This is a genomic window from Paroceanicella profunda, from assembly GCF_005887635.2.
GTDB lineage: Bacteria > Pseudomonadota > Alphaproteobacteria > Rhodobacterales > Rhodobacteraceae > Paroceanicella > Paroceanicella profunda.
Genome location: NZ_CP040818.1, coordinates 248,361 through 266,975, shown reverse-complemented (window position 1 = coordinate 266,975; position 18,615 = coordinate 248,361). Strand labels below are relative to the sequence as shown.

The 18,615-nt window shown below is 72.8% G+C and carries 13 protein-coding genes; all 13 read left to right on the top strand.

The genetic code is table 11. The features are described 5' to 3' along the window. Window positions 1-594: 594 nt before the first annotated feature. A complete protein-coding gene (locus FDP22_RS01110) occupies window positions 595-1,092 on the top strand; it encodes a division/cell wall cluster transcriptional repressor MraZ (protein ID WP_138577100.1) in 498 nt (165 codons plus the stop codon). Then, complete coding sequence (gene rsmH / locus FDP22_RS01105; RefSeq protein WP_138577102.1) at window positions 1,089-2,099, top strand: 16S rRNA (cytosine(1402)-N(4))-methyltransferase RsmH; 1,011 nt, start codon at window positions 1,089-1,091, stop codon at window positions 2,097-2,099. Before FDP22_RS01110 ends, rsmH begins: the two co-directional genes overlap by 4 nt. Beyond that, complete coding sequence (ftsL, locus tag FDP22_RS01100; protein WP_138577104.1) at window positions 2,099-2,521, top strand: cell division protein FtsL; 423 nt, start codon at window positions 2,099-2,101, stop codon at window positions 2,519-2,521. The genes rsmH and ftsL overlap by 1 nt, the downstream gene beginning before the upstream one ends. Further along, window positions 2,518-4,290, top strand: a complete 1,773-nt coding sequence (locus tag FDP22_RS01095; protein WP_138577106.1) for a peptidoglycan D,D-transpeptidase FtsI family protein — start codon at window positions 2,518-2,520, stop codon at window positions 4,288-4,290. The genes ftsL and FDP22_RS01095 overlap by 4 nt, the downstream gene beginning before the upstream one ends. Window positions 4,291-4,307: 17 nt before the next feature. Next, the gene (locus FDP22_RS01090; RefSeq protein WP_138577108.1) at window positions 4,308-5,810 is read left to right on the top strand and encodes a UDP-N-acetylmuramoyl-L-alanyl-D-glutamate--2,6-diaminopimelate ligase; all 1,503 of its coding nucleotides are present in this window, start codon (window positions 4,308-4,310) and stop codon (window positions 5,808-5,810) included. Next, window positions 5,807-7,288 (top strand): UDP-N-acetylmuramoyl-tripeptide--D-alanyl-D-alanine ligase, encoded by a 1,482-nt coding sequence (locus FDP22_RS01085; protein WP_138577110.1) that lies wholly within the window; start codon window positions 5,807-5,809, stop codon window positions 7,286-7,288. Before FDP22_RS01090 ends, FDP22_RS01085 begins: the two co-directional genes overlap by 4 nt. Next, the gene (gene mraY / locus FDP22_RS01080; protein WP_138577112.1) at window positions 7,289-8,377 is read left to right on the top strand and encodes a phospho-N-acetylmuramoyl-pentapeptide-transferase; all 1,089 of its coding nucleotides are present in this window, start codon (window positions 7,289-7,291) and stop codon (window positions 8,375-8,377) included. 380 nt (window positions 8,378-8,757) lie between these two features. Next, window positions 8,758-10,164: a UDP-N-acetylmuramoyl-L-alanine--D-glutamate ligase gene (gene murD / locus FDP22_RS01075; RefSeq protein ID WP_138577114.1), complete on the top strand. Its 1,407-nt coding sequence runs from the start codon at window positions 8,758-8,760 to the stop codon at window positions 10,162-10,164. 1,175 nt (window positions 10,165-11,339) lie between these two features. Further along, window positions 11,340-12,695, top strand: coding sequence for a hypothetical protein (locus tag FDP22_RS01070; protein WP_138577116.1), 1,356 nt, complete (start codon window positions 11,340-11,342; stop codon window positions 12,693-12,695). A 115-nt stretch (window positions 12,696-12,810) separates the two neighbouring features. Then, window positions 12,811-13,587 carry a COG3904 family protein gene (locus tag FDP22_RS01065; RefSeq protein WP_138577118.1) on the top strand — a complete coding sequence of 259 codons (777 nt, stop codon included), beginning with the start codon at window positions 12,811-12,813 and terminating at the stop codon, window positions 13,585-13,587. 1,161 nt (window positions 13,588-14,748) lie between these two features. After that, window positions 14,749-15,918 (top strand): peptidoglycan glycosyltransferase FtsW, encoded by a 1,170-nt coding sequence (locus tag FDP22_RS01060; RefSeq protein ID WP_138577120.1) that lies wholly within the window; start codon window positions 14,749-14,751, stop codon window positions 15,916-15,918. A gap of 145 nt (window positions 15,919-16,063) precedes the next feature. Continuing rightward, window positions 16,064-17,131, top strand: a complete 1,068-nt coding sequence (locus tag FDP22_RS01055) for a UDP-N-acetylglucosamine--N-acetylmuramyl-(pentapeptide) pyrophosphoryl-undecaprenol N-acetylglucosamine transferase (protein ID WP_430225901.1) — start codon at window positions 16,064-16,066, stop codon at window positions 17,129-17,131. After that, a complete protein-coding gene (gene murC, locus FDP22_RS01050) occupies window positions 17,128-18,555 on the top strand; it encodes a UDP-N-acetylmuramate--L-alanine ligase (RefSeq protein ID WP_138577124.1) in 1,428 nt (475 codons plus the stop codon). Before FDP22_RS01055 ends, murC begins: the two co-directional genes overlap by 4 nt. The last annotated feature ends 60 nt before the right edge of the window (window positions 18,556-18,615 follow it).

The following is an 18,615-nucleotide window of genomic DNA, read 5'->3' as shown; positions in this document are numbered from 1 at the left end:
CTGGGGGTGTACATGGTATTTCATCCCCCCGGGAGCGGCGGTCACGCGGGGAAGAGCGGCGGGAACCTCAATTCCTCATCACGCGCAGGTGATTCGAGGCAAATTCGCCGAAATATCACCTCGAATCCCCCGATCCGCGGGGCAGGTGGCGGGGAAATGGGGGCGCCATGGGAGGGGAAGGGAGCCCGGCCGGAAGCGCCACATCTTGTGGGCCGGGTTTCAGAACCTACCAGACCTGTCAGGCCAGCGCCGGTCCGGCCCTCGGCCAGCCCGCGCAAGGCCTCCGCAATTTGCGGCAAATGCGCAGTTTTTCCCACGCAGCCCCATCGTTAGGCTTGTTTTCCCATGAGGTGCCGGGTACCTTGAATGCACAGGACATCGAGATCACGAAAAGTGACCGATAATTGAGTGTTGAGGCAGGTTTCAACGCCAGCAGAACGAGCAAAACGATCGGACCAGGGTAGAGACGGAAAAAGCAGGCGCATACCCCGGAGTTACCGACGAGGGACGGCCAACGGGTCGCGCAGGGCAAGCGCGGCCCGTTCGCTTTTTCAGCCCCTCTCAACCCGGTCCGCAACAGACGGGACCGTTTGAGTGGAACTGCGTTTCAGAGGCGATGCGCTCCACAAGGTGGACAGCAAGGGCAGGGTGTCGATCCCGTCCGGCTTCCGCCGTGTGCTGGCCGCAGGCGACCCTGAGCTGGAACCCGGCAGCAGCACCCCTCCCACGATGATCGCCGTCCTCTCCGCCAATTCCGAGAGCCTCGACTGCTACTCGCTCGAGGGCATGGACCGGCTGGAAAGCCGCATCCTGAGGGTGGCGGACCCGGTGCGGCGCCAGAAGCTGCTCGACCTCATCCCCGCCCGCTCCATCGACCTGCAGCTCGACGACAACGGCCGCATCGTGCTGTCGCAGAAGCTGCGCGACGCGCTGGGCATCTCCGACCAGGCGCGGATGGTCGGCAAGCTGGAGTTCTTCCAGATCTGGCGGCCGGAGGTCTACGATGCCCGCCAGGCCGCGGTGCTGGCGGAATACGCGGCCGAGGGCGGGTCGCTCGACCTGTTCTCGCAGATCCCGGGGCCGGAGCTGTGACCGTGTCGGACCAGGCCCCCCACATCCCCGTTCTGCTCGATGACGTGATCGCGGCGGTGGCGCCCGTCTCCGGCACCTGGATCGACGGCACCTTCGGCGCCGGGGGCTATGCGCGCGCGCTGGTCGCCGCCGGGGCGGAGCAGGTGATCGGCATTGACCGCGACCCCGCCGCCCATGCCCTCGCCGCCGGCTGGCTGGCGGATTACGCGGGTCGCATCCGACTGGAGAGCGGCGTGTTCGGCGCGCTCGACAGCATCGCCGCGGGCCTGGGCTGCGAGACGGTGGACGGCGTGGTGCTCGACATCGGTGTTTCCTCCATGCAGCTCGACGAGGCCGGGCGCGGCTTCTCCTTCATGCGCGAGGGCCCGCTCGACATGCGCATGGGCCAGGACGGCCCCACCGCCGCCGATCTGGTGAACACGCTCGACGAGGCGGCGCTGGCGGACCTGCTCTACCTCTACGGCGAGGAGCGCGCCTCGCGCCGCATCGCCCGCCGCATCGTCGCGGTGCGCGCCACCACCCCCTTCGTGACCACGCTCGACCTCGCCCGGGTGGTGGAGAGCTGCCTGCCGCGCGCGCGGCCGGGCCAGCCTCATCCCGCCACCCGCAGCTTCCAGGCGCTGCGCATCGCGGTGAACGACGAACTGGGCGAACTGGTGCGCGGCCTTGCCGCCGCCGAGCGCGCCCTGGCCCCGGGCGGCCTGCTGGCCGTCGTCACCTTCCACTCGCTGGAGGACCGTATCGTGAAACGCTTCATCCAGTCGAGATCCGGCGAAGGGCAGGGCAATTCGCGCCATGCCCCCGAGGCCCGCGGCGAGGAGCCGCGCTTCGAGAAGCGCACCCGCAAGGCCATCGGCGCGGGCAAGGACGAGGCCCGGGCCAACCCGCGCGCCCGCTCGGCCAAGCTGCGCGTGGCCCGCCGGCTGGAGGCGCCCGCCGGCCCGGTCGACCCGCGCAGCCTCGGCTTGCCGGAGCTGCCCGAGGCCGGCGCACGGGGGAGGGGCTGATGCGCACGCTGTTCTTCGTCCTCGGCGCGCTGGTGGCGGTGGCCTTCGGCTTCTGGGCCTACCGGGTGAACTACGAGACCCAGGGCACGGTGAAGCGCGTCTCCGCGCTGCAGAACCAGATCGCCGCGGAGCGCGAGACCATGACCATGCTGCGCGCCGAATGGGCCTGGCTGAACCGGCCCTCGCGCATCGAGGCGCTGGTCGCGGCCAACAATGACACGCTCAATCTCGGGCCCCTGCAGCCCGATCACTTCGGCGAGGTGGCCATGGTCGCCTGGCCGCCGCTCGTTGCGAAGGACCTGGAGGAAGGCTGGGATGGCATCACCCGCGAGGACATCACCGTGACCGAGATCGCCGCCACAGACCCGACACCCCGCCCCCACCATCGCCCCGAAATCATTCAGGCGAAGGCCGCGCAATGACCAGAAGACCGCTCCGCCCCCTCGCCGGCATCATCGGCGCCCGCTCCCGCGGGGAAGACCCCGCCCGCATCGAGGCCCATCGCAAGGCCGAGCGCCTGCACGCCGAGCGCGCGCAGGAGCGCCGCCGCGCGCAGTGGCGCCTCACCCTGATGGGTGCCTTCTTCGTGTGTGCCTTCGGCACCGCCACCGCGCGCATGGCCGTGGTGGCGAACTCGGACCCGGAGGAGCCGTCCTCCGTCTCCACCTCCGTGCCGGTGAGCGCGGACCGCGCCGACATCGTGGACCGCCGCGGCCGGGTTCTGGCCACCAACCTGCCCACCTGGGCGCTCTACGTGCAGCCCAACCTGATGGTGGACCCGCACACGGCTGCGGTGGGCCTCGCGCAGGTGTTCCCCGATCTCGACGCCGCGAAGACCGAGGAGCGCATCCGCAGCGGCCGGTTCTTCTGGGTGAAACAGTCGATCTCGCCGGAAGAGCGCCAGAGGGTGCATGACATCGGCGAGCCGGGCCTGCAGTTCGCCCCGCGCGAGACCCGGCTCTACCCTGCGGGCCGCTCGGTGGCGCATATCATCGGCGCGGCGAGCTTCGGGCAGCTGGAGGTCTACGCGGCCGAGCTGGTGGGCACCGCCGGCGTGGAGCGCTGGTTCGATGCGCGGCTGCGCGACCCGGCCAAGGTGGGCGTGCCGCTGGAGCTCTCCATCGACCTCGCCGCCCAGGTGGCGATGCATGACGTGCTCGAGGACGCGATGGAGCGCTACACCGCCAAGGGTGCGGCGGGCATCGTGATGGACGTGCACACCGGCGAGATCATCTCCATGGTCTCGCTGCCGGATTTCGACCCCAACCACCGCCCGCAGGACCCCTCGGACCCGCGGCTGTTCAACCGCGCGGCGCAGGGCGTCTACGAGCTGGGCTCCACCTTCAAGGTGATCAACGCCGCCCTGGCGATGGAAAAGGGCATCGCGCGGCCCGACACGATGGTGAACACCTCCGGGCCGCTGCTCTGGGGGCGCTTCAAGATCTCGGACATGCACAACATGCCCAAGCAGCTCTCGCTCACGGACGTGCTGGTGCATTCCTCCAACACCGGTTCGGCGCGGCTGGCGGTGATGGCCGGCACCAAGGCCCAGCAGGACCTGCTGAAGCGTCTGGGCTTCTTCGAGCCCACGTCCATCCAGCTCGGCGAGGCCGCCCAGGCCAAGCCGCTGCTGCCCGGGCGCTGGTCCGAGCTCTCGACCATGACCATCTCCTACGGCCACGGGCTGGCGGCGACGCCCCTGCACCTCGCCGCCGCCTATGCCACGCTCACCAACGGCGGGCTGAAGGTGAACCCCACCCTGCTGCATGACCCCGAGACCCCGACGGAGGCGGACCGCGTGGTCTCCGCCGAGACCTCGCTGCACCTGCGCGAGATGATGCGCGCCGTGGTCGAGCGCGGCACCGGCAAGAACGCCGCCGTGCCCGGCTACCTCATCGGCGGCAAGACCGGCACTGCCGACAAGCCCCAGCCAACCGGCGGCTATGCCCACAACAAGGTGATGGCGACCTTCGCCGCCGTCTTCCCCACCAGCGCGCCGAAATACGTGGTGATCGTCACCCTTGACGAGGCCTCCACCCAGGCATACGGCCGGACATGGCGCACCGCGGGCTGGACCGCGGCGCCCACGATGGCCAATGCCATTCGCCGCATCGCCCCCGTGCTGGGCATGCGCCCGTTGCCCAAGACCGGACCGCAGGAGGCGCCCCCGCCGCTACTGGTCCGCAACTGATTACCCCGAGGCCGCAGATGGAAGAGCCGAGATCGGCAACCCTCAAGGAGCTCGCGCTCACCGAAGGATCCCGCATATCGGGCGAGGCCGGCACGCGCGTGACCGGCCTCAGCGTCGACAGCCGCCAGGTGCGTCCCGGCCATCTCTTCGCCGCGCTGCCGGGCGCGCGCGTGCACGGGGCGGAGTTCATCCCCTACGCGCTGCGCATGGAGGCGGGCGCCGTGCTCACCGACGGTGCCGGCGCCGCGATGGCCGGCCGGCTGAACGTGCCGGTGATCATCCATCCGGACCCGCGCCTCGCGCTGGCGCGCGCCAGCGCCGCGTGGTTCGGCGCGCAGCCGAAGGTGATGACGGCCGTCACCGGCACCAACGGCAAGACCTCGGTGGCGAGCTTCACCCGGCAGATCTGGCAGCACATGGGCCTTCGGGCGGTGAATTTCGGCACGGCGGGCGTGGAGGGGGCGGTGCAGGCGCCGCTCTCCCACACCACGCCCGAGCCGGTCACCCTGCACCGGCTCATCGCCCGGCTGGCCGGCGAGGGCGTGACCCATGCGGCGATGGAGGCCTCCTCCCACGGGCTGGAGCAGCGCCGGCTCGACGGAGTGCGCCTCACCGCCGCCGCCTTCACCAACCTCACCCGCGACCATCTGGACTACCACCCCAGCGTGGAGGCCTACACGGCCGCGAAGCTGGGCCTGTTCGACCGGGTGCTGCCGGTGGGCGCCACCGCGGTGCTGAACCTCGACGATGCCGCCGCCAGCCTGTTCCGCCTCGTGGCCATCGGGCGCGGGCAGCGCGTCATCGGCGTGGGCTGCGCGGAGGCCGCGGAGCTGCGCCTCATCGGCACCGCGTTCGAGAGCCACGGACAGGTGATCCGCTTCGGCTGGCAGGGGCGCGAGCACGTGGCGCGGCTGGCGCTGGTGGGCGGCTTCCAGGCGGCGAACGCGCTGGTGGCGGCGGCGCTTGCCATCGGCTGCGGCGCGGAGGCGGAGGCGGTATTCGCCGCCCTTCCCGCGCTCACCGGGGTGCGCGGCCGCATGGAGCTGGCCGGCACCCGGGCCAATGGCGCGGCGATCTACGTGGATTTCGCCCATACGCCGGACGCGCTGGCCACGGCGCTTGCCGCGCTGCGCCCGCATTGCACCGGCCGGCTGGTCTGCGTCTTCGGCGCGGGCGGGGACCGCGACCCGGGCAAGCGCCCGCTCATGGGCGCCGCGGTGGCCGCGGGGGCGGACCTCGCCATCGTCACCGACGACAACCCCCGCTCGGAGGACCCCGCGACCATCCGCGCCGCCATCCTGGCCGCCGCCCCCGGCGCCACCGAGATCGGCGACCGGGCGGAGGCCATCCTCACCGGCGTGGACGCGCTAGGCCCGGACGACCTGCTGCTGATCGCCGGCAAGGGCCACGAAGCGGGCCAGATCGTCGGCGGGGAGGTCTATCCGTTCGACGACGGGGAACAGGCCCGCGCCGCCATCCTCGCGCTTGACGGGCACGGCGTGTCGGAGGCCCCGGCATGAGCGGCCGTGCGGCGGCGCGCGGCGCCACTCCCCCGCTGTGGACCGCGGCGGAGGCGCAGGCGGCGACCGGGGGCACGGGCCCCGGCGGCTGGGCCTGCCACTCCGTCTCCGCCGACACCCGCAGCCTCGCGCCCGGCGCGCTCTTCGTCGCGCTCTCGGACGTGCGCGACGGCCATGACTTCGTGGCCGACGCGCTGAAGGCCGGCGCCGCGGCCGCCCTCGTCTCGCGCATTCCGGAGGGGCTGGCGGAGGATGCGCCGCTCCTGCTGGTGCCTGACGTGCTGGAGGGGCTGCGCGCGCTTGCCGCCGCCGCCCGGGCCCGGATGAGCGGCCGGGTGATCGGCGTCACCGGCTCCATGGGCAAGACCGGGGTGAAGGAAATGCTGCGCCTCGCGCTCGGCTGCCAGGGCCGGGTGCATGCCGCGGAGAAGAGCTTCAACAACCACTGGGGCGTGCCGCTCACCCTCGCGGCCATGCCGGCGGACACCGATTACGCGGTGATCGAGATCGGGATGAACCATTCCGGCGAGATCACCCCGCTCACCACGCTCGCCCGGCCGCATGTGGCGCTGGTGACCAACGTGGCGCCGGTGCATCTCGCGCATTTCGCCTCCGTGAACGAGATCGCCCGTGCCAAGGCGGAGATCTTCGCCGGGCTGGAACCGGGCGGCACGGCGGTGCTGAACCGCGACATCGCCACCTATCCGATCCTGGACCGCGCGGCGCGGCGCGCCGGGGCGCGCCTCATCCGCTTCGGGGCGGCGGGACGGCCGGAGCTGCGCCTGCAGCGCGCCCGGGTGTGCGACCGCGCCACGGTGATCATGGCGCGCGCCTTCGGGCAGGACCTGATGTTCAAGCTCGGCGCCCCGGGCCGCCACCTCGCGCTCAACGCGCTGGGCGCGCTGGGCGCGGTGGCGGCCGCCGGCGCCGACATCGGCCAGGCCGCGCTGGCGCTGGGCCAGTGGACCGCGCCCGCGGGCCGCGGCGCGCGCTGGGTGGTGCGGCTGGGCACGCCGGAGATCGACGGCTCCTTCGTGCTGATCGACGAGAGCTACAATGCCAATCCCTCCTCGGTGGAGGCGGCGCTGGAGCTGCTCTCCAGCGTCTCGCCGCGCGACGGGCAGGGCCGGGTGAGCCGGGGCCGGCGCACCGCCTTCCTCGGCGACATGCTGGAACTGGGGCCGGAGGAGGAGCGCCTGCACGCCGGGCTCGCCAGCCTGCCGGCGCTCGCGGACATCTCGAAGGTGCATTGCGCCGGGCCGCGCATGAAGGCGCTGCACCTCGCGCTGCCCGCGCGGCTGCGCGGCGAGTGGCACGAGGACAGTGCGAAGCTTGCATCCCGGGTGCCGCGGCTGGTAGACGCCGGCGATGTCGTGATGGTCAAGGGATCGCTCGGGGCCCGGATGGCGCGCGTGGTCGACGCCCTGCGCCGCATGGGCGACGCCCGCCCCGACGAAACCGCCCCGGAGGATGCCTGAATGCTGCATTTCCTGCTCACACCGTTCTCCGAGGGTGGCGGTGTGTTCAACCTCTTCAACTACATCACCTTCCGGGCGGGCGGCGCCTTCTTCACCGCGCTGCTGTTCGGCTTCCTCTTCGGGCGGCCGATCATCGACATGCTGCGGCGGATGCAGAAGAAGGGCCAGCCCATCCGTGAGGACGGGCCGCAGAGCCACATCATCGCCAAGGCCGGCACGCCGACCATGGGCGGGGTGATGGTGCTGGGGGCGCTGCTGGTCTCCACCCTGCTCTGGGGCAGGTGGGACAACGGCTACACCTGGATGGTGCTGTTCGTAACCTTCTGCTTCGGCTCCATCGGCTTTGCCGACGATTACCTGAAGGTGGCGAAGTTCAACACCAGGGGCGTGCCCGGGCGCATCCGCCTCGCCGCCGGCTTCGGCACCGCGCTCATCGCCGCGCTCTGGGCGATGTACCTGCAGCCGGACGACCTCTCCGGCCGCATCGCCTTTCCCATCTTCAAGAACCTGCTGCTGAACCTCTCCTGGGGCTTCGTGCCCTTCGCGATGATCGTGATCGTGGGGGCGGCGAACGCGGTGAACCTCACCGACGGGCTGGACGGCCTGGCCATCATGCCGGTGATGATCGCCGCCGGCACGCTGGGCATCATCGCCTATGCGGTGGGCCGCACCGACTTCACCACCTATCTCGACGTGCATTACGTGCCCGGCACCGGCGAGATCATGGTGTTCGTGGCAGCCCTCATGGGCGCGGGCCTGGGCTTCCTGTGGTACAACGCGCCGCCCGCCGCGGTGTTCATGGGCGACACCGGCTCGCTGGCGCTCGGCGGCGCGCTGGGCGCCATCGCGGTGGCGACCAAGCACGAGATCGTGCTGGCCATCGTGGGCGGGCTCTTCGTGGTCGAGGCGCTGTCGGTCATCATCCAGGTGTTCTGGTTCAAGCGCACCGGGCGGCGGGTGTTCCTGATGGCCCCCATCCACCACCATTTCGAGAAGAAGGGCTGGGCGGAGCCGACCATCGTCATCCGCTTCTGGATCGTCTCGGTCATCCTCGCGCTCGTCGGGCTGGCCACGCTGAAGCTGCGCTGACGCGATGCCGGGGCTGCACGACCCGCGGGACAGGCCGGAGCCGCCGGCGCAGAGCCACGCCCGTCCCGGCGATCCCGGCTTGGCTGCCCCGGCGATGGTGCCGGCCTGCGGGCTCCGCGCCGCGCCGCGCGCCCTTTCGGGCCGGGCGGAGGCGCCGGCCCCGGGGCGGGCCGCCCGGTCGGGCCGCCCGCTCCGCCCGGTGTTCGCGGCGCCGATGGCCTCTCCCGGCGCCGTCCCGCGCCTGCGCGCGGCGCCGGGCCCTGCCCGCGGCGGCGGGGTGTCGCGCATCATCCACGCGGGTCTCGTCCTGTCCTTCGCCGGGCCGGCGCCTTGCGCCGCCGCCCTCGCCCTTCACACCTGACTGTTCCCGGAGTGACGCCATGATCCCCGTTCGCGGATATGCCAACCGTCGCGTGGCCGTGCTCGGCCTGGGCCGATCCGGCCTGGCCACCGCCCGCGCCCTTTCCGCCGGCGGCGCCCTGCCGGTGTGCTGGGACGACAGCGAGGCGCGCCGCGAGGCCGCGGCCGCCGAGGGCTGCCTGATCGCCGATCTCACCCGCCCGCGGGAGTGGGAGGGCATCGACGCGCTCATCGTCTCGCCCGGCATCCCGCATCTCTACCCCGCGCCGCACCCGGTGGTGGCGCTGGGGCAGGAACAGGGCGCGGTGCTCGACAATGACGTGGGCCTGTTCTTCCGCTCCTTCGCCACGCAGGAGTGGGAGAACCTGCAGGTGCCGCCGCGGGTGGTGTGCATCACCGGCTCCAACGGCAAGTCCACCACCACGGCGCTGCTGCACCACATCCTGGACGCCTGCGGCATCCCCTCCCAGATGGGCGGCAACATCGGCCGCGGCGTGCTGGACCTGGACCCGGGGCGGGAGGGCGAGGTGGTAGTGCTCGAACTCTCCTCCTACCAGACCGAGCTGGCCCGGGCGCTGGCGCCCGACATCGCGGTGTTCCTCAACCTCTCGCCGGACCACCTGGACCGGCACGGCGGCATGGGCGGCTACTTCGCCGCCAAGCGCCGGCTCTTCGCGGAGGGCGGGCCGGAGCGCGCGGTGATCGGGGTGGACGAGCCGGAGGGCCGCTTCCTCGCCGCCCAGTTCCGCGAGGAGGCCGACACCGGCGAACCGGTGATCCGCCTCTCGGTGAAGAGCAAGCTGGACAGGCACGGCTGGTCGGTGTTCGCGCGCAAGGGCTTCCTGGCGGAGTGGCGCCGCGGCCGGCAGGTGGCCTCCATCGACCTGCGCGAGATGGCCACCCTGCCGGGCGCGCACAACCACCAGAACGCCTGCGCGGCCTATGCGGTGTGCCGCTCCATCGGGCTGGCGCCGGGGCGCATCGAGGCGGCCATGCGCAGCTACCCCGGCCTCGCCCACCGCTGCGAGCTGGTGGGGGAGCGCGCGGGCGTGCGCTTCGTGAACGATTCCAAGGCGACCAATGCCGATGCGGCCGAGAAGGCGCTGCTCGCCTTCCCCCGGGTGCGCTGGATTGCCGGCGGCAAGCCCAAGGAGGGCGGCATCGCCCCGCTGGTGCCGCTGTTCGACCGGGTGGCGAAAGCCTACCTGATCGGCGAAGCGGCGCAGGACTTCGCCACCACCCTGGGCGACACGCCGCACGAGATCAGCGGTACGCTGGAGGTGGCGCTGGCCCATGCGGCGGCGGAGGCGGAGCCGGGCGACGTGGTGCTGCTCTCGCCGGCCTGCGCGAGCTTCGACCAGTTCGCCAGTTTCGAGGCCCGGGGCGCGGCCTTCACCGCCGCGGTTCGGACGCTGCTTGCCGGCTGAGACGGCAGCGTGGACCTCCCCCGGGGGGAAACGTCCGGCAGGGGCATCGAGCCCCCGCCGGCCGTGTCGCCGCGTGCCGCGTCTCCCACCGCATGGGGAGGGCGGGGGCCCGGCCGGGGCAGCGCGCGCGCCATGTCCACGCAGGACCGGCGGCCCGGATGGCGGCAGGCGCGGCGGGGCGCATGGGCGCTCCGGCGGCGGAGAGGAAGCCTGCGGGGCTCGCGCCCGCGCGGTGTCGGACCGGGGCGTGAGGCGGGCGCGGGCGCCGGCACGCGGAATGCGCCTGTCGACCCGCACGTCGGAGGCCACCATGACACAGGTGCGGGCGGCGCGGCACTTGCGGGCACGGGCGCGAGAGGACCTCCCTCCATCTGGATGGTGAGATGTTCGGGCTGGTGGTGAGGGGCTCGGGGCGGATAAGCGCGGGCGCGGAGAGAGCTTCCCTCCGGCACCGGACGCGGGCGAGGGGCACCGCGGGGCTTCGGACAGTGCCCGCTGCATCCGTGATTGTCGGCCCGCCGTGGAGCTGTTCCGGGCCGGCGGGCAACCTCTCCTCCCGCTGCGACGGAAACCGCCCAGGCCAAGACGGCCGGCCGTCGGGGGGCGATCCCAGCGCATCCGTGACTCTCGGCGCGCGTTGGAGCTGTTCCGGGCCGGTGAGCGACCTTTCTTCCCGCTGCGACGGAAACCGCCCAGGCCATGACGGCCGGCCGTCGGGGAGCGATGCCCGCTGCATCCGTGACTGTCGGCCCGCCGTGGGGCTGTTCCGGTCCGGCGGGCAACCTTTCCTCCCGCCGCGACGGAAACCGGTCAGGCCATGACGGCCGGCCGTCAGGGAGCGATCCCAGTGCATCCGTGACTGTCGGTGCGCGGTGGAGCTGTTCCGGGCCGGCGAACGACCTTTCCTCCTGCTGCGACGGGGACCGGTCAGGCCATGACGGTAGGCCGCAGGGAGGCGATGCCCGCCAGAGCACGCAGGTGTGTCGGCGGGTGGCCGCTCACCTTTGCGTGAGGCGGCCGAGGGGGCGGCGGGCTTGCAACATGGGACGGGGGTGCCATGTTTGCGGGAACCGACCGGGGCAGCCGCCCCGGCGCCGCTTCGCAGGGGGGCAGCCGATTTGGATATCGACAGGGGACCGGGCGCACCGGCCGGCCAGCATCACCGCGATCCGGAGATGCGCAACGCGCGCGAGCTGCAGGAACACCTTGCCTGGCTCGACACGTTCACCCCGCTGGCGCTGGGCGTGCTCTCGGTGGCCTCGGGCATCTACACCTATCTCGGCGTCTCGGGCCTGCTGGAGCGCACCGGCGCGCTGAGCTTCCTCGCCGCGGTGGCCTATTCGGTGGCCGTGTCGGTGGCGATCTTCGTCTTCTGGTCCTACGTGCTGAAACTGCTGCCGGCGATGACGCGGGCCGGCGGGCGCATCGGGCTGTTCCTCGCCACAGCCATCGGCTGCGTGGCCATCGTGGCGATGTCCTCCTGGCTGAACGCGGCGGCGCTGGCGGGCTCGGCGGCGGTGGAGCAGCACCTCGCCACCACGGTGCAGGACTACCAGCGCGCGCTGGAGCGGGCGAACACCAACGCCGTCTCCGCCCAGTCGCTGGGGCGCGACGTGGAGCGGGCGCGGATCTCCTTCGAGGATCTCTCGGCGCAGGAAGCCTCGGGCGAGCTCTCCGGCATCTCCGGGCAGGGGGCCGTCTACCGGCTGCTGCGGCAGAAGTCCGAGGAGCTGGCGGCGCTGGAGACCCAGATCGGCGCGCAGACCGAGCCGATCGCCGCGGCCTTCGAGACCGGCAACGGCATCCTGTCGCGCATGCGCGAGCTGATCGCGGAGCAGGGGCCGGTGGAGACGCGCTCCATCGCCTTCTCCGAGCAGTCGGTGCGGCTGGCGGGGGTGATCGCCACGCTGCGCCAGCTCTCCGTGGCGCCGCTGGTGAGCCGGGCGGCGGAGGACCTGCGCGCCGCCGTGGTGCTGCCCGAGCTCGACGGCGGCTCGGCCGCGGCGCGCAGCGCGCAGGACGCCACCATCCGCTCGGTGCTGGAGGCGATCGACCGGCGCGCCGCCTCGCTGGGCGAGGCCGCGCAACAGGTGCTGGACCTGCCGCCGCCGGAGGAGACGACCTACACCGCCATCTCCACCGCCGACGCGGTGATCCGCTACGCGGGCGATTTCGTGCCGTCCTGGGCCGGGGCCATCGCCATCGACCTGTTGCCGGGGGTGCTGGTGATGATCCTCGCGGTGACCCAGGGTGCGATCCGCGGCAACCGGCGCGAGCTCACCCTGGAGCAGACCATGACCCTTTCCGACCTCGAGGCCGCCATGCGCGCTCTGCGCCGTATCGAGACCGCGCAGATGCAGGGCGCCGAGGCGCTGGTCCATGCGCCCCGCCCGCCCGCAGCGGAGGCCGCGGTGCCGACCACGCGCGCCCCGGATCCCGACGCGCCGGCCGTGCCGGCCACGCAGCCGCCCGATCCCGCCGCCCCGGGCGCTGCGGGCGCCCCGGGCGACCGCCCGCGCGCTGCAGAATGAGAAGCAGGGTGAGAGGCCCGGTGCGTGGCGGAATGCGCGGCAGAGTGCCTGGCCGGGTGAGCGGGTCCGCGAGCGGTGCCCCGCCCTGCCGGCCCGGCGTGGCGGCGCGGCGGGCATGATCGGGCGTCTCACCCGCATCCCGCTGCGCCTCGCGCTGCGGCTGGTGCTGGCACTGCAGGTGGGGTTGGGCATCGCGCTGGTGGTGGAGGACACGCGCGAGTTCTGGGGCATGCCGCGCGCGCCGGACGGCCCGCTGCCCACCGCCCCGGTGAGCCCGGGCGACCAGACCCGTCGCTACGACCCCCGCGCCGTGCCGCGCGCCCCGGGCCGCGAGGCGCCGGGCGGGCCGGTGCGCTTCTCCGACCAGCCGGGCGACCTCACCTTCCGCTTCGAGGACGGCGGCGACCTGGGCCGCGTGCTGCTGCTCGAGGGCCGGATCGGCGCGGGGGATTCGGACCGCCTGGAGCGCGCGCTCGACGGCGTGGAGCCGCCCGACACGGTGGCGCTGCACTCCCCCGGCGGCGACGTGCGCGAGGCGCTGCGCATGGGCGCGCTGATCCGCGAGCGCGGCTTCGACACCGCGGTGACGGCCGGTGCGGCCTGCAACTCGGCCTGCCCGCTGCTGCTGGCGAGCGGGGTGGAGCGCATCGTCTCGCGCGAGGCCTGGGTGGGCATGCACCAAGCCTACATGGCGCCGGGCACGATCATCCCCTCGCGCGATGCGGTGATCTCCATCCAGGCGCTGCAGGCGGAGGTGCTGGCGCATTTCGAGGCGATGGGGGTGGACCCGCTGGTGCAGGTGCCCGCCCTGCGCACCCCGCCCGAGGAGGCCTATTTCCTGGTGCCCGAGGAACTGGAGCGCTACCGCCTCGCAACGCGCATCACCGATTGAACACGGCGCGATCGGACAGTGCCGTGCTCAGGGCAGCTCCAGAGCGGGCGCAGCGCCGCCGGAGCCCGTGACAGTCCATTCCGCACTGCCCTCCCTTCGAGACCTCCAGGTGCGCGCCTGCCGCGCGGCACGCGCGGCCCGGCCCAAACCGCAGGAGCCGCGCCCTGCCAGGGGGGTGTCGACGGAGGGCGGGAGCGCCCCCGGCCGGTCGCGGGGGGAGGCGAAACGGGGGGCTCCCGTGCCGATGACACCTGCCGGTGTCTCCGCCTTTGGGCCGGGCCGGGTGCTGCGCCCCCGGCGGGCGCAGGGGGCAGGGTGGCGGCATGACGCGAGCGCCCGAGCGGTACCGTCCCGCCCGGGCGGACCCGCCCGGGCCGCGCCCGACCCTCCCCCCTGGAGGGCGCGATGGCGATGTCATTCGAGGTTCAGCCCTCGTCCGGGGCTTTCGAGATAAATCGCCCACCACAAGCGGCTCTGCGCCCACCCAGGGTCGGGCGCGGCCCTTCGTGCCCGGCGGAGGCGTTGCATACCTCTGGGCCGGGCAGAAGCCTTGCCGACTCCCGCGCCGGGTGGAAACGGCGCAAACTTCCGCGCGGGGTGGTGGCGGTGACATCTTCAGAGGCATCGTCAGACAGGGGCTTGCATGGGAGTTCGTGCCGGGGCATGCCCGCTCTCCGCTCTCCGCTCTCCGCTCTCCGCTCTCCGCTCTCCGCTCTCCGCTCTCCGCTCTCCGCTCTCCGCTCTCCGCTCTCCGCTCTCCGCTCTCCGCTCTCCGCTCTCCGCTCTCCGCTCTCCGCTCTCCGCTCTCCGCTCCGGGCTCCGGGCTCCGGGCTCCGGGCCCGAGGCCTTCACTGCAGAGGCGGGGTGGGTGGGGAATGACGGAGGGGCTGCCCGGACGACGGCCGCTCGGGGGCGAGGCGGGGCATTTCCGGAGCGGCAGGGGCTTGTCTCACGATTTCGTGTGCCGGGCGGGCCCCGGGGGCGCCTCCCGGGGGGTCCGGAGCCGTGGAACGACGGGGCGCGCGGGGGCGCCGCGGGGGAGCGGGGGCTTGCCGGGGCGCGGGCATAGGCTCTGGATCGGGGCGGCGGTTGCGGGTAGACTGTGACAAATTCGAGAAAATCGAGGCAGTACTTACAGGCAGATCCGAAAGGGCTGAATCCATGACAGACATGGTCTTCGGCACCGTTGCCGCCCGTCCGGGCGAGCCGGTGCTGTCGCGCTGGTGGCGGACGCTGGACCGCTGGACCCTCGCGGCGACGGTGGGGCTTTTCCTGATCGGACTGCTGCTCGCCCTCGCAGCCTCGGTGCCGCTGGCCGAGAAGAACCACCTGCCGCAGTTCCACTACGTGATCCGCCAGGTGGTGTTCGGCATCGTCTCGCTGGCGGGGATGCTGTGGCTGTCGATGCAGACGCCGGTGACCATCCGCCGGATGGGCGTGATGGGGTTCATCGCGGTGTTCCTCTCGATCTGCGCGTTGCCGGTGCTGGGCACCGACTTCGGCAAGGGCGCGGTGCGCTGGTACTCGCTGGGCTTCATCTCGCTGCAGCCCTCGGAATTCGTGAAGCCGGTCTTCGTGATCATGGTGGCCTGGCTGATGGCGGCGAGCTTCGACATCGCCGGCCCTCCGGGCAAATTCCTCTCCTTCGTGCTGGCCGCGGTGCTGGCGGCCATCCTCGCGCTGCAGCCGGACTTCGGCCAGGCCGCACTGGTGCTCGCCACCTGGGGGATGATGTATTTCGTCGCCGGCGCCTCGATGCCGCTGCTGGTGAGCCTCGCGGGCGTGGTGAGCGCGGTGGGCTTCGTGGCCTACAACAACTCCGAGCATTTCGCCCGCCGCATCGACGGGTTCCTCGCCTCCGACGTGGACCCGACCACCCAGCTCGGCTTTGCCACCAACGCCATCCGCGAGGGCGGGCTCTTCGGCGTGGGCGTGGGCGAGGGCACGGTGAAATGGCGCCTGCCGGACGCGCATACCGACTTCATCATCGCCGTGGCGGTGGAGGAATACGGGCTCATCCTCTGCGCGCTCATCATCGCGCTGTTCCTCGTGGTGGTGCTGCGCTCCTTCGGGCGGCTGCAGCGCGAGCGCGACCCGTTCGCGCGGCTGGCGGGCACCGGGCTCGCGGCGCTGTTCGGCATGCAGGCCTTCATCAACATCGGCGTGGCGATCCGGCTGCTGCCGGCCAAGGGCATGACCCTGCCGCTGGTGAGCTATGGCGGCTCGTCGCTGATGGCGGCGGGGATCACGCTGGGCTTCCTGCTCGCCCTCACCCGGCGCCGGCCACAGGACGAGCTGACCGAGGCACTGGTCGAGGGGCGGCGCCGGTGAGCGTGCGGGTGAGCCCGGCTCCGCGCCCCGCCCGGCCGTCGCTCCCACCCGCCCGCCCCGCGCCGTCCGGCCGGGGCGCGGAGCCGGGGGCTGCGGCGTGAGCGGCAGGCTGCTGGTGATCGCGGCCGGGGGCACCGGCGGGCACATGTTCCCTGCCCAGGCGCTGGCCGAGGAGATGCTGTCGCGCGGCTGGCGGGTGAAGCTCTCCACCGACGAGCGCGGCGCGCGCTATGCCGGCGCCTTCCCGGAGGCTGTGGTGCGCGAGGTGGTGGCCTCGGCCACCTTCGCGCGCGGCGGGCTGGCGGGGAAGCTCGCCGCGCCGCTGCGCATCCTCTCCGGCGTGCTGGCCGCGCGGCGGGCGATGCGGGCGGACCGGCCGGCCTGCGTGATCGGCTTCGGCGGCTACCCGGCCATCCCGGCGATGACCGCGGCCTGGGCGCTGCGCCTGCCGCGGCTGATCCATGAGGCGAACGGCGTGCCCGGCAGGGTGAACCGGCTCTTCGCGACGCGGGTGAACCGGGTGGCCTGCGGCATCTGGCCCACGGCCCTGCCGGAGGGCGCCGAGGCGGTGCACACCGGCAACCCCGTGCGCGCCGCGGTGCGGGCGCGGGCGGCGACGCCGCTGCCGGGCATGGACGGGCGCCTCTCGCTGCTGGTGATCGGCGGCTCGCAGGGGGCGAGCCTGTTCTCGAAGGCCGTGCCGGAGGCGGTGGCGCTGCTGCCCGCGCCCCTGCGCGCCCGGCTCGACGTGGCCCAGCAGGTGCGCGGCGAGGACGGCGGCGTGCTGGCGCGCTACCGCGAGCTGGGCGTGGCCGCCGAGACCGCGCCCTTCTTCGAGGACGTGCCGGAGCGGCTGGCGCGCGCGCATCTGGTGATCTCGCGCTCCGGCGCCTCATCGGTGGCGGATATCTCGGCCATCGGCCGGCCTTCGGTGCTGGTGCCCTTCGCCGCGGCGATGGACGACCACCAGGGCGCCAACGCCCGCGGGCTGGTGGGCGCAGGTGCCGCAGTCGCGCTGTCGGAATCGGCGTTGACGCCGGAGGCGCTGGCAGGGCATATCGCCGCGATCCTGACTTCACCCGAGAAAGCCGCCGCGATGGCGGATGCCGCGCGCGCCGAAGGGCGCCCGGATGCCCATCTTCGTCTTGCCGGTCTCGTCGAGGCCCTGTCCGAAGGCCGCGCCGCGGCCCCTTCCGAAGGAAACGCACCATGAGCCCAGCCACGCGCCTGCCGCAGGACATCGGCATCCTCCACTTCGTCGGCATCGGCGGCATCGGCATGTCCGGCATCGCCGAGGTGCTGCTGAACCTCGGCTACCGGGTGCAGGGCTCCGACCTGCGCGCCTCGAAGATCACCGAGCGGCTGGAGCGCATGGGCGCGGAGGTGTTCATCGGCCAGAGCGCGGAGAACCTGGGCGAGGCGGAGGTGGTGGTGATCTCCTCGGCCATCAAGCGCGGCAACCCCGAGCTCGACGCCGCCCGTGAGCGCGGCCTGCCGGTGGTGCGGCGCGCCGAGATGCTGGCCGAGCTGATGCGGCTGAAGAGCAATGTCGCCGTGGCCGGCACGCACGGCAAGACCACCACCACCTCGATGGTGGCGGCGCTTCTGGACGCGGGCGACCTCGACCCCACGGTGATCAACGGCGGGGTGATCCACGCCTACGGCTCGAACGCCCGCCCCGGCGCCGGCGAGTGGATGGTGGTGGAGGCCGACGAGAGCGACGGCACCTTCGTGAAGCTGCCCGCCACCGTGGCCATCGTCACCAACATCGACCCCGAGCACCTCGACCATTACGGCTCCTTCGAGGGGGTGCGCGCGGCCTTCGAGACCTTCGTCTCCAACATCCCGTTCTACGGGCTGGCGGTGTGCTGCATCGACCACCCGGAGGTGCAGTCGCTGGTGGGCAAGATCGACGACCGCCGCATCCTCACCTACGGCTTCTCCCGCCAGGCGGACCTGCGGGCGGAGAACCTGCGCTACGAGGCGGGCATCGCGCGCTTCGACGCGGTGTTCCAGGGCGAGGGCCACCGCATCGACGGGCTGAGCCTGCCGATGCCGGGCGACCACAACGTCTCCAACGCCCTCGCCGCCATCGGCGTGGCGCGCCACCTCGGCGTGTCGGATGACGAGATCCGCATGGCGCTGGGCGCCTTCGGCGGCGTGAACCGGCGCTTCACCCGGGTGGGCGAGGTGAACGGTGTCACCATCATCGACGATTACGGCCACCACCCGGTGGAGATCGCCGCGGTGCTGAAGGCCGCCCGCCAGGCCACGCAGGGCCGGGTGATCGCGGTGCACCAGCCGCATCGCTACTCGCGCCTGCACGACCTGATGGAAGACTTCTGCACCTGCTTCAACGATGCCGACGTGGTGGCCATCGCCGAGGTTTATGCCGCCGGCGAGGCCCCGATCGAGGGCGCCTCGCGCGATGCGCTGGTGGCGGGGCTGAAGAGCCACGGCCACCGCCGCGCGCTGGCGCTGGAGAGCGAGGCGGCGCTGCCCGCGCTGGTGCGCGCCGAGGCGGGGCCGGGCGACATGGTGGTCTGCCTCGGGGCCGGAACCATCACCGCCTGGGCGCATGCGCTGCCCGAGGCGCTGGCGCAAGCCGAGGCGCCGGGGGCCGATACGCTGGTGTGAGCGCGGCTCCCCGGGGTGGAGGTGCCTTCGCCCCGCGGACCGTGACGGATGAAGCCTTCC

What these genes read in the sequence shown, in the direction of transcription:
- ftsL (WP_138577104.1), top strand. Translation starts at nt 2,099, where the DNA reads ATGCGCACGCTGTTCTTCGTCCTCGGCGCGCTGGTGGCGGTGGCCTTC.
- FDP22_RS01095 (WP_138577106.1), top strand. Translation starts at nt 2,518, where the DNA reads ATGACCAGAAGACCGCTCCGCCCCCTCGCCGGCATCATCGGCGCCCGC.
- FDP22_RS01090 (WP_138577108.1), top strand. Translation starts at nt 4,308, where the DNA reads ATGGAAGAGCCGAGATCGGCAACCCTCAAGGAGCTCGCGCTCACCGAA.
- FDP22_RS01085 (WP_138577110.1), top strand. Translation starts at nt 5,807, where the DNA reads ATGAGCGGCCGTGCGGCGGCGCGCGGCGCCACTCCCCCGCTGTGGACC.
- mraY (WP_138577112.1), top strand. Translation starts at nt 7,289, where the DNA reads ATGCTGCATTTCCTGCTCACACCGTTCTCCGAGGGTGGCGGTGTGTTC.
- murD (WP_138577114.1), top strand. Translation starts at nt 8,758, where the DNA reads ATGATCCCCGTTCGCGGATATGCCAACCGTCGCGTGGCCGTGCTCGGC.
- FDP22_RS01070 (WP_138577116.1), top strand. Translation starts at nt 11,340, where the DNA reads ATGCGCAACGCGCGCGAGCTGCAGGAACACCTTGCCTGGCTCGACACG.
- FDP22_RS01065 (WP_138577118.1), top strand. Translation starts at nt 12,811, where the DNA reads ATGATCGGGCGTCTCACCCGCATCCCGCTGCGCCTCGCGCTGCGGCTG.
- FDP22_RS01060 (WP_138577120.1), top strand. Translation starts at nt 14,749, where the DNA reads ATGACAGACATGGTCTTCGGCACCGTTGCCGCCCGTCCGGGCGAGCCG.
- FDP22_RS01055 (WP_430225901.1), top strand. Translation starts at nt 16,064, where the DNA reads ATGTTCCCTGCCCAGGCGCTGGCCGAGGAGATGCTGTCGCGCGGCTGG.
- murC (WP_138577124.1), top strand. Translation starts at nt 17,128, where the DNA reads ATGAGCCCAGCCACGCGCCTGCCGCAGGACATCGGCATCCTCCACTTC.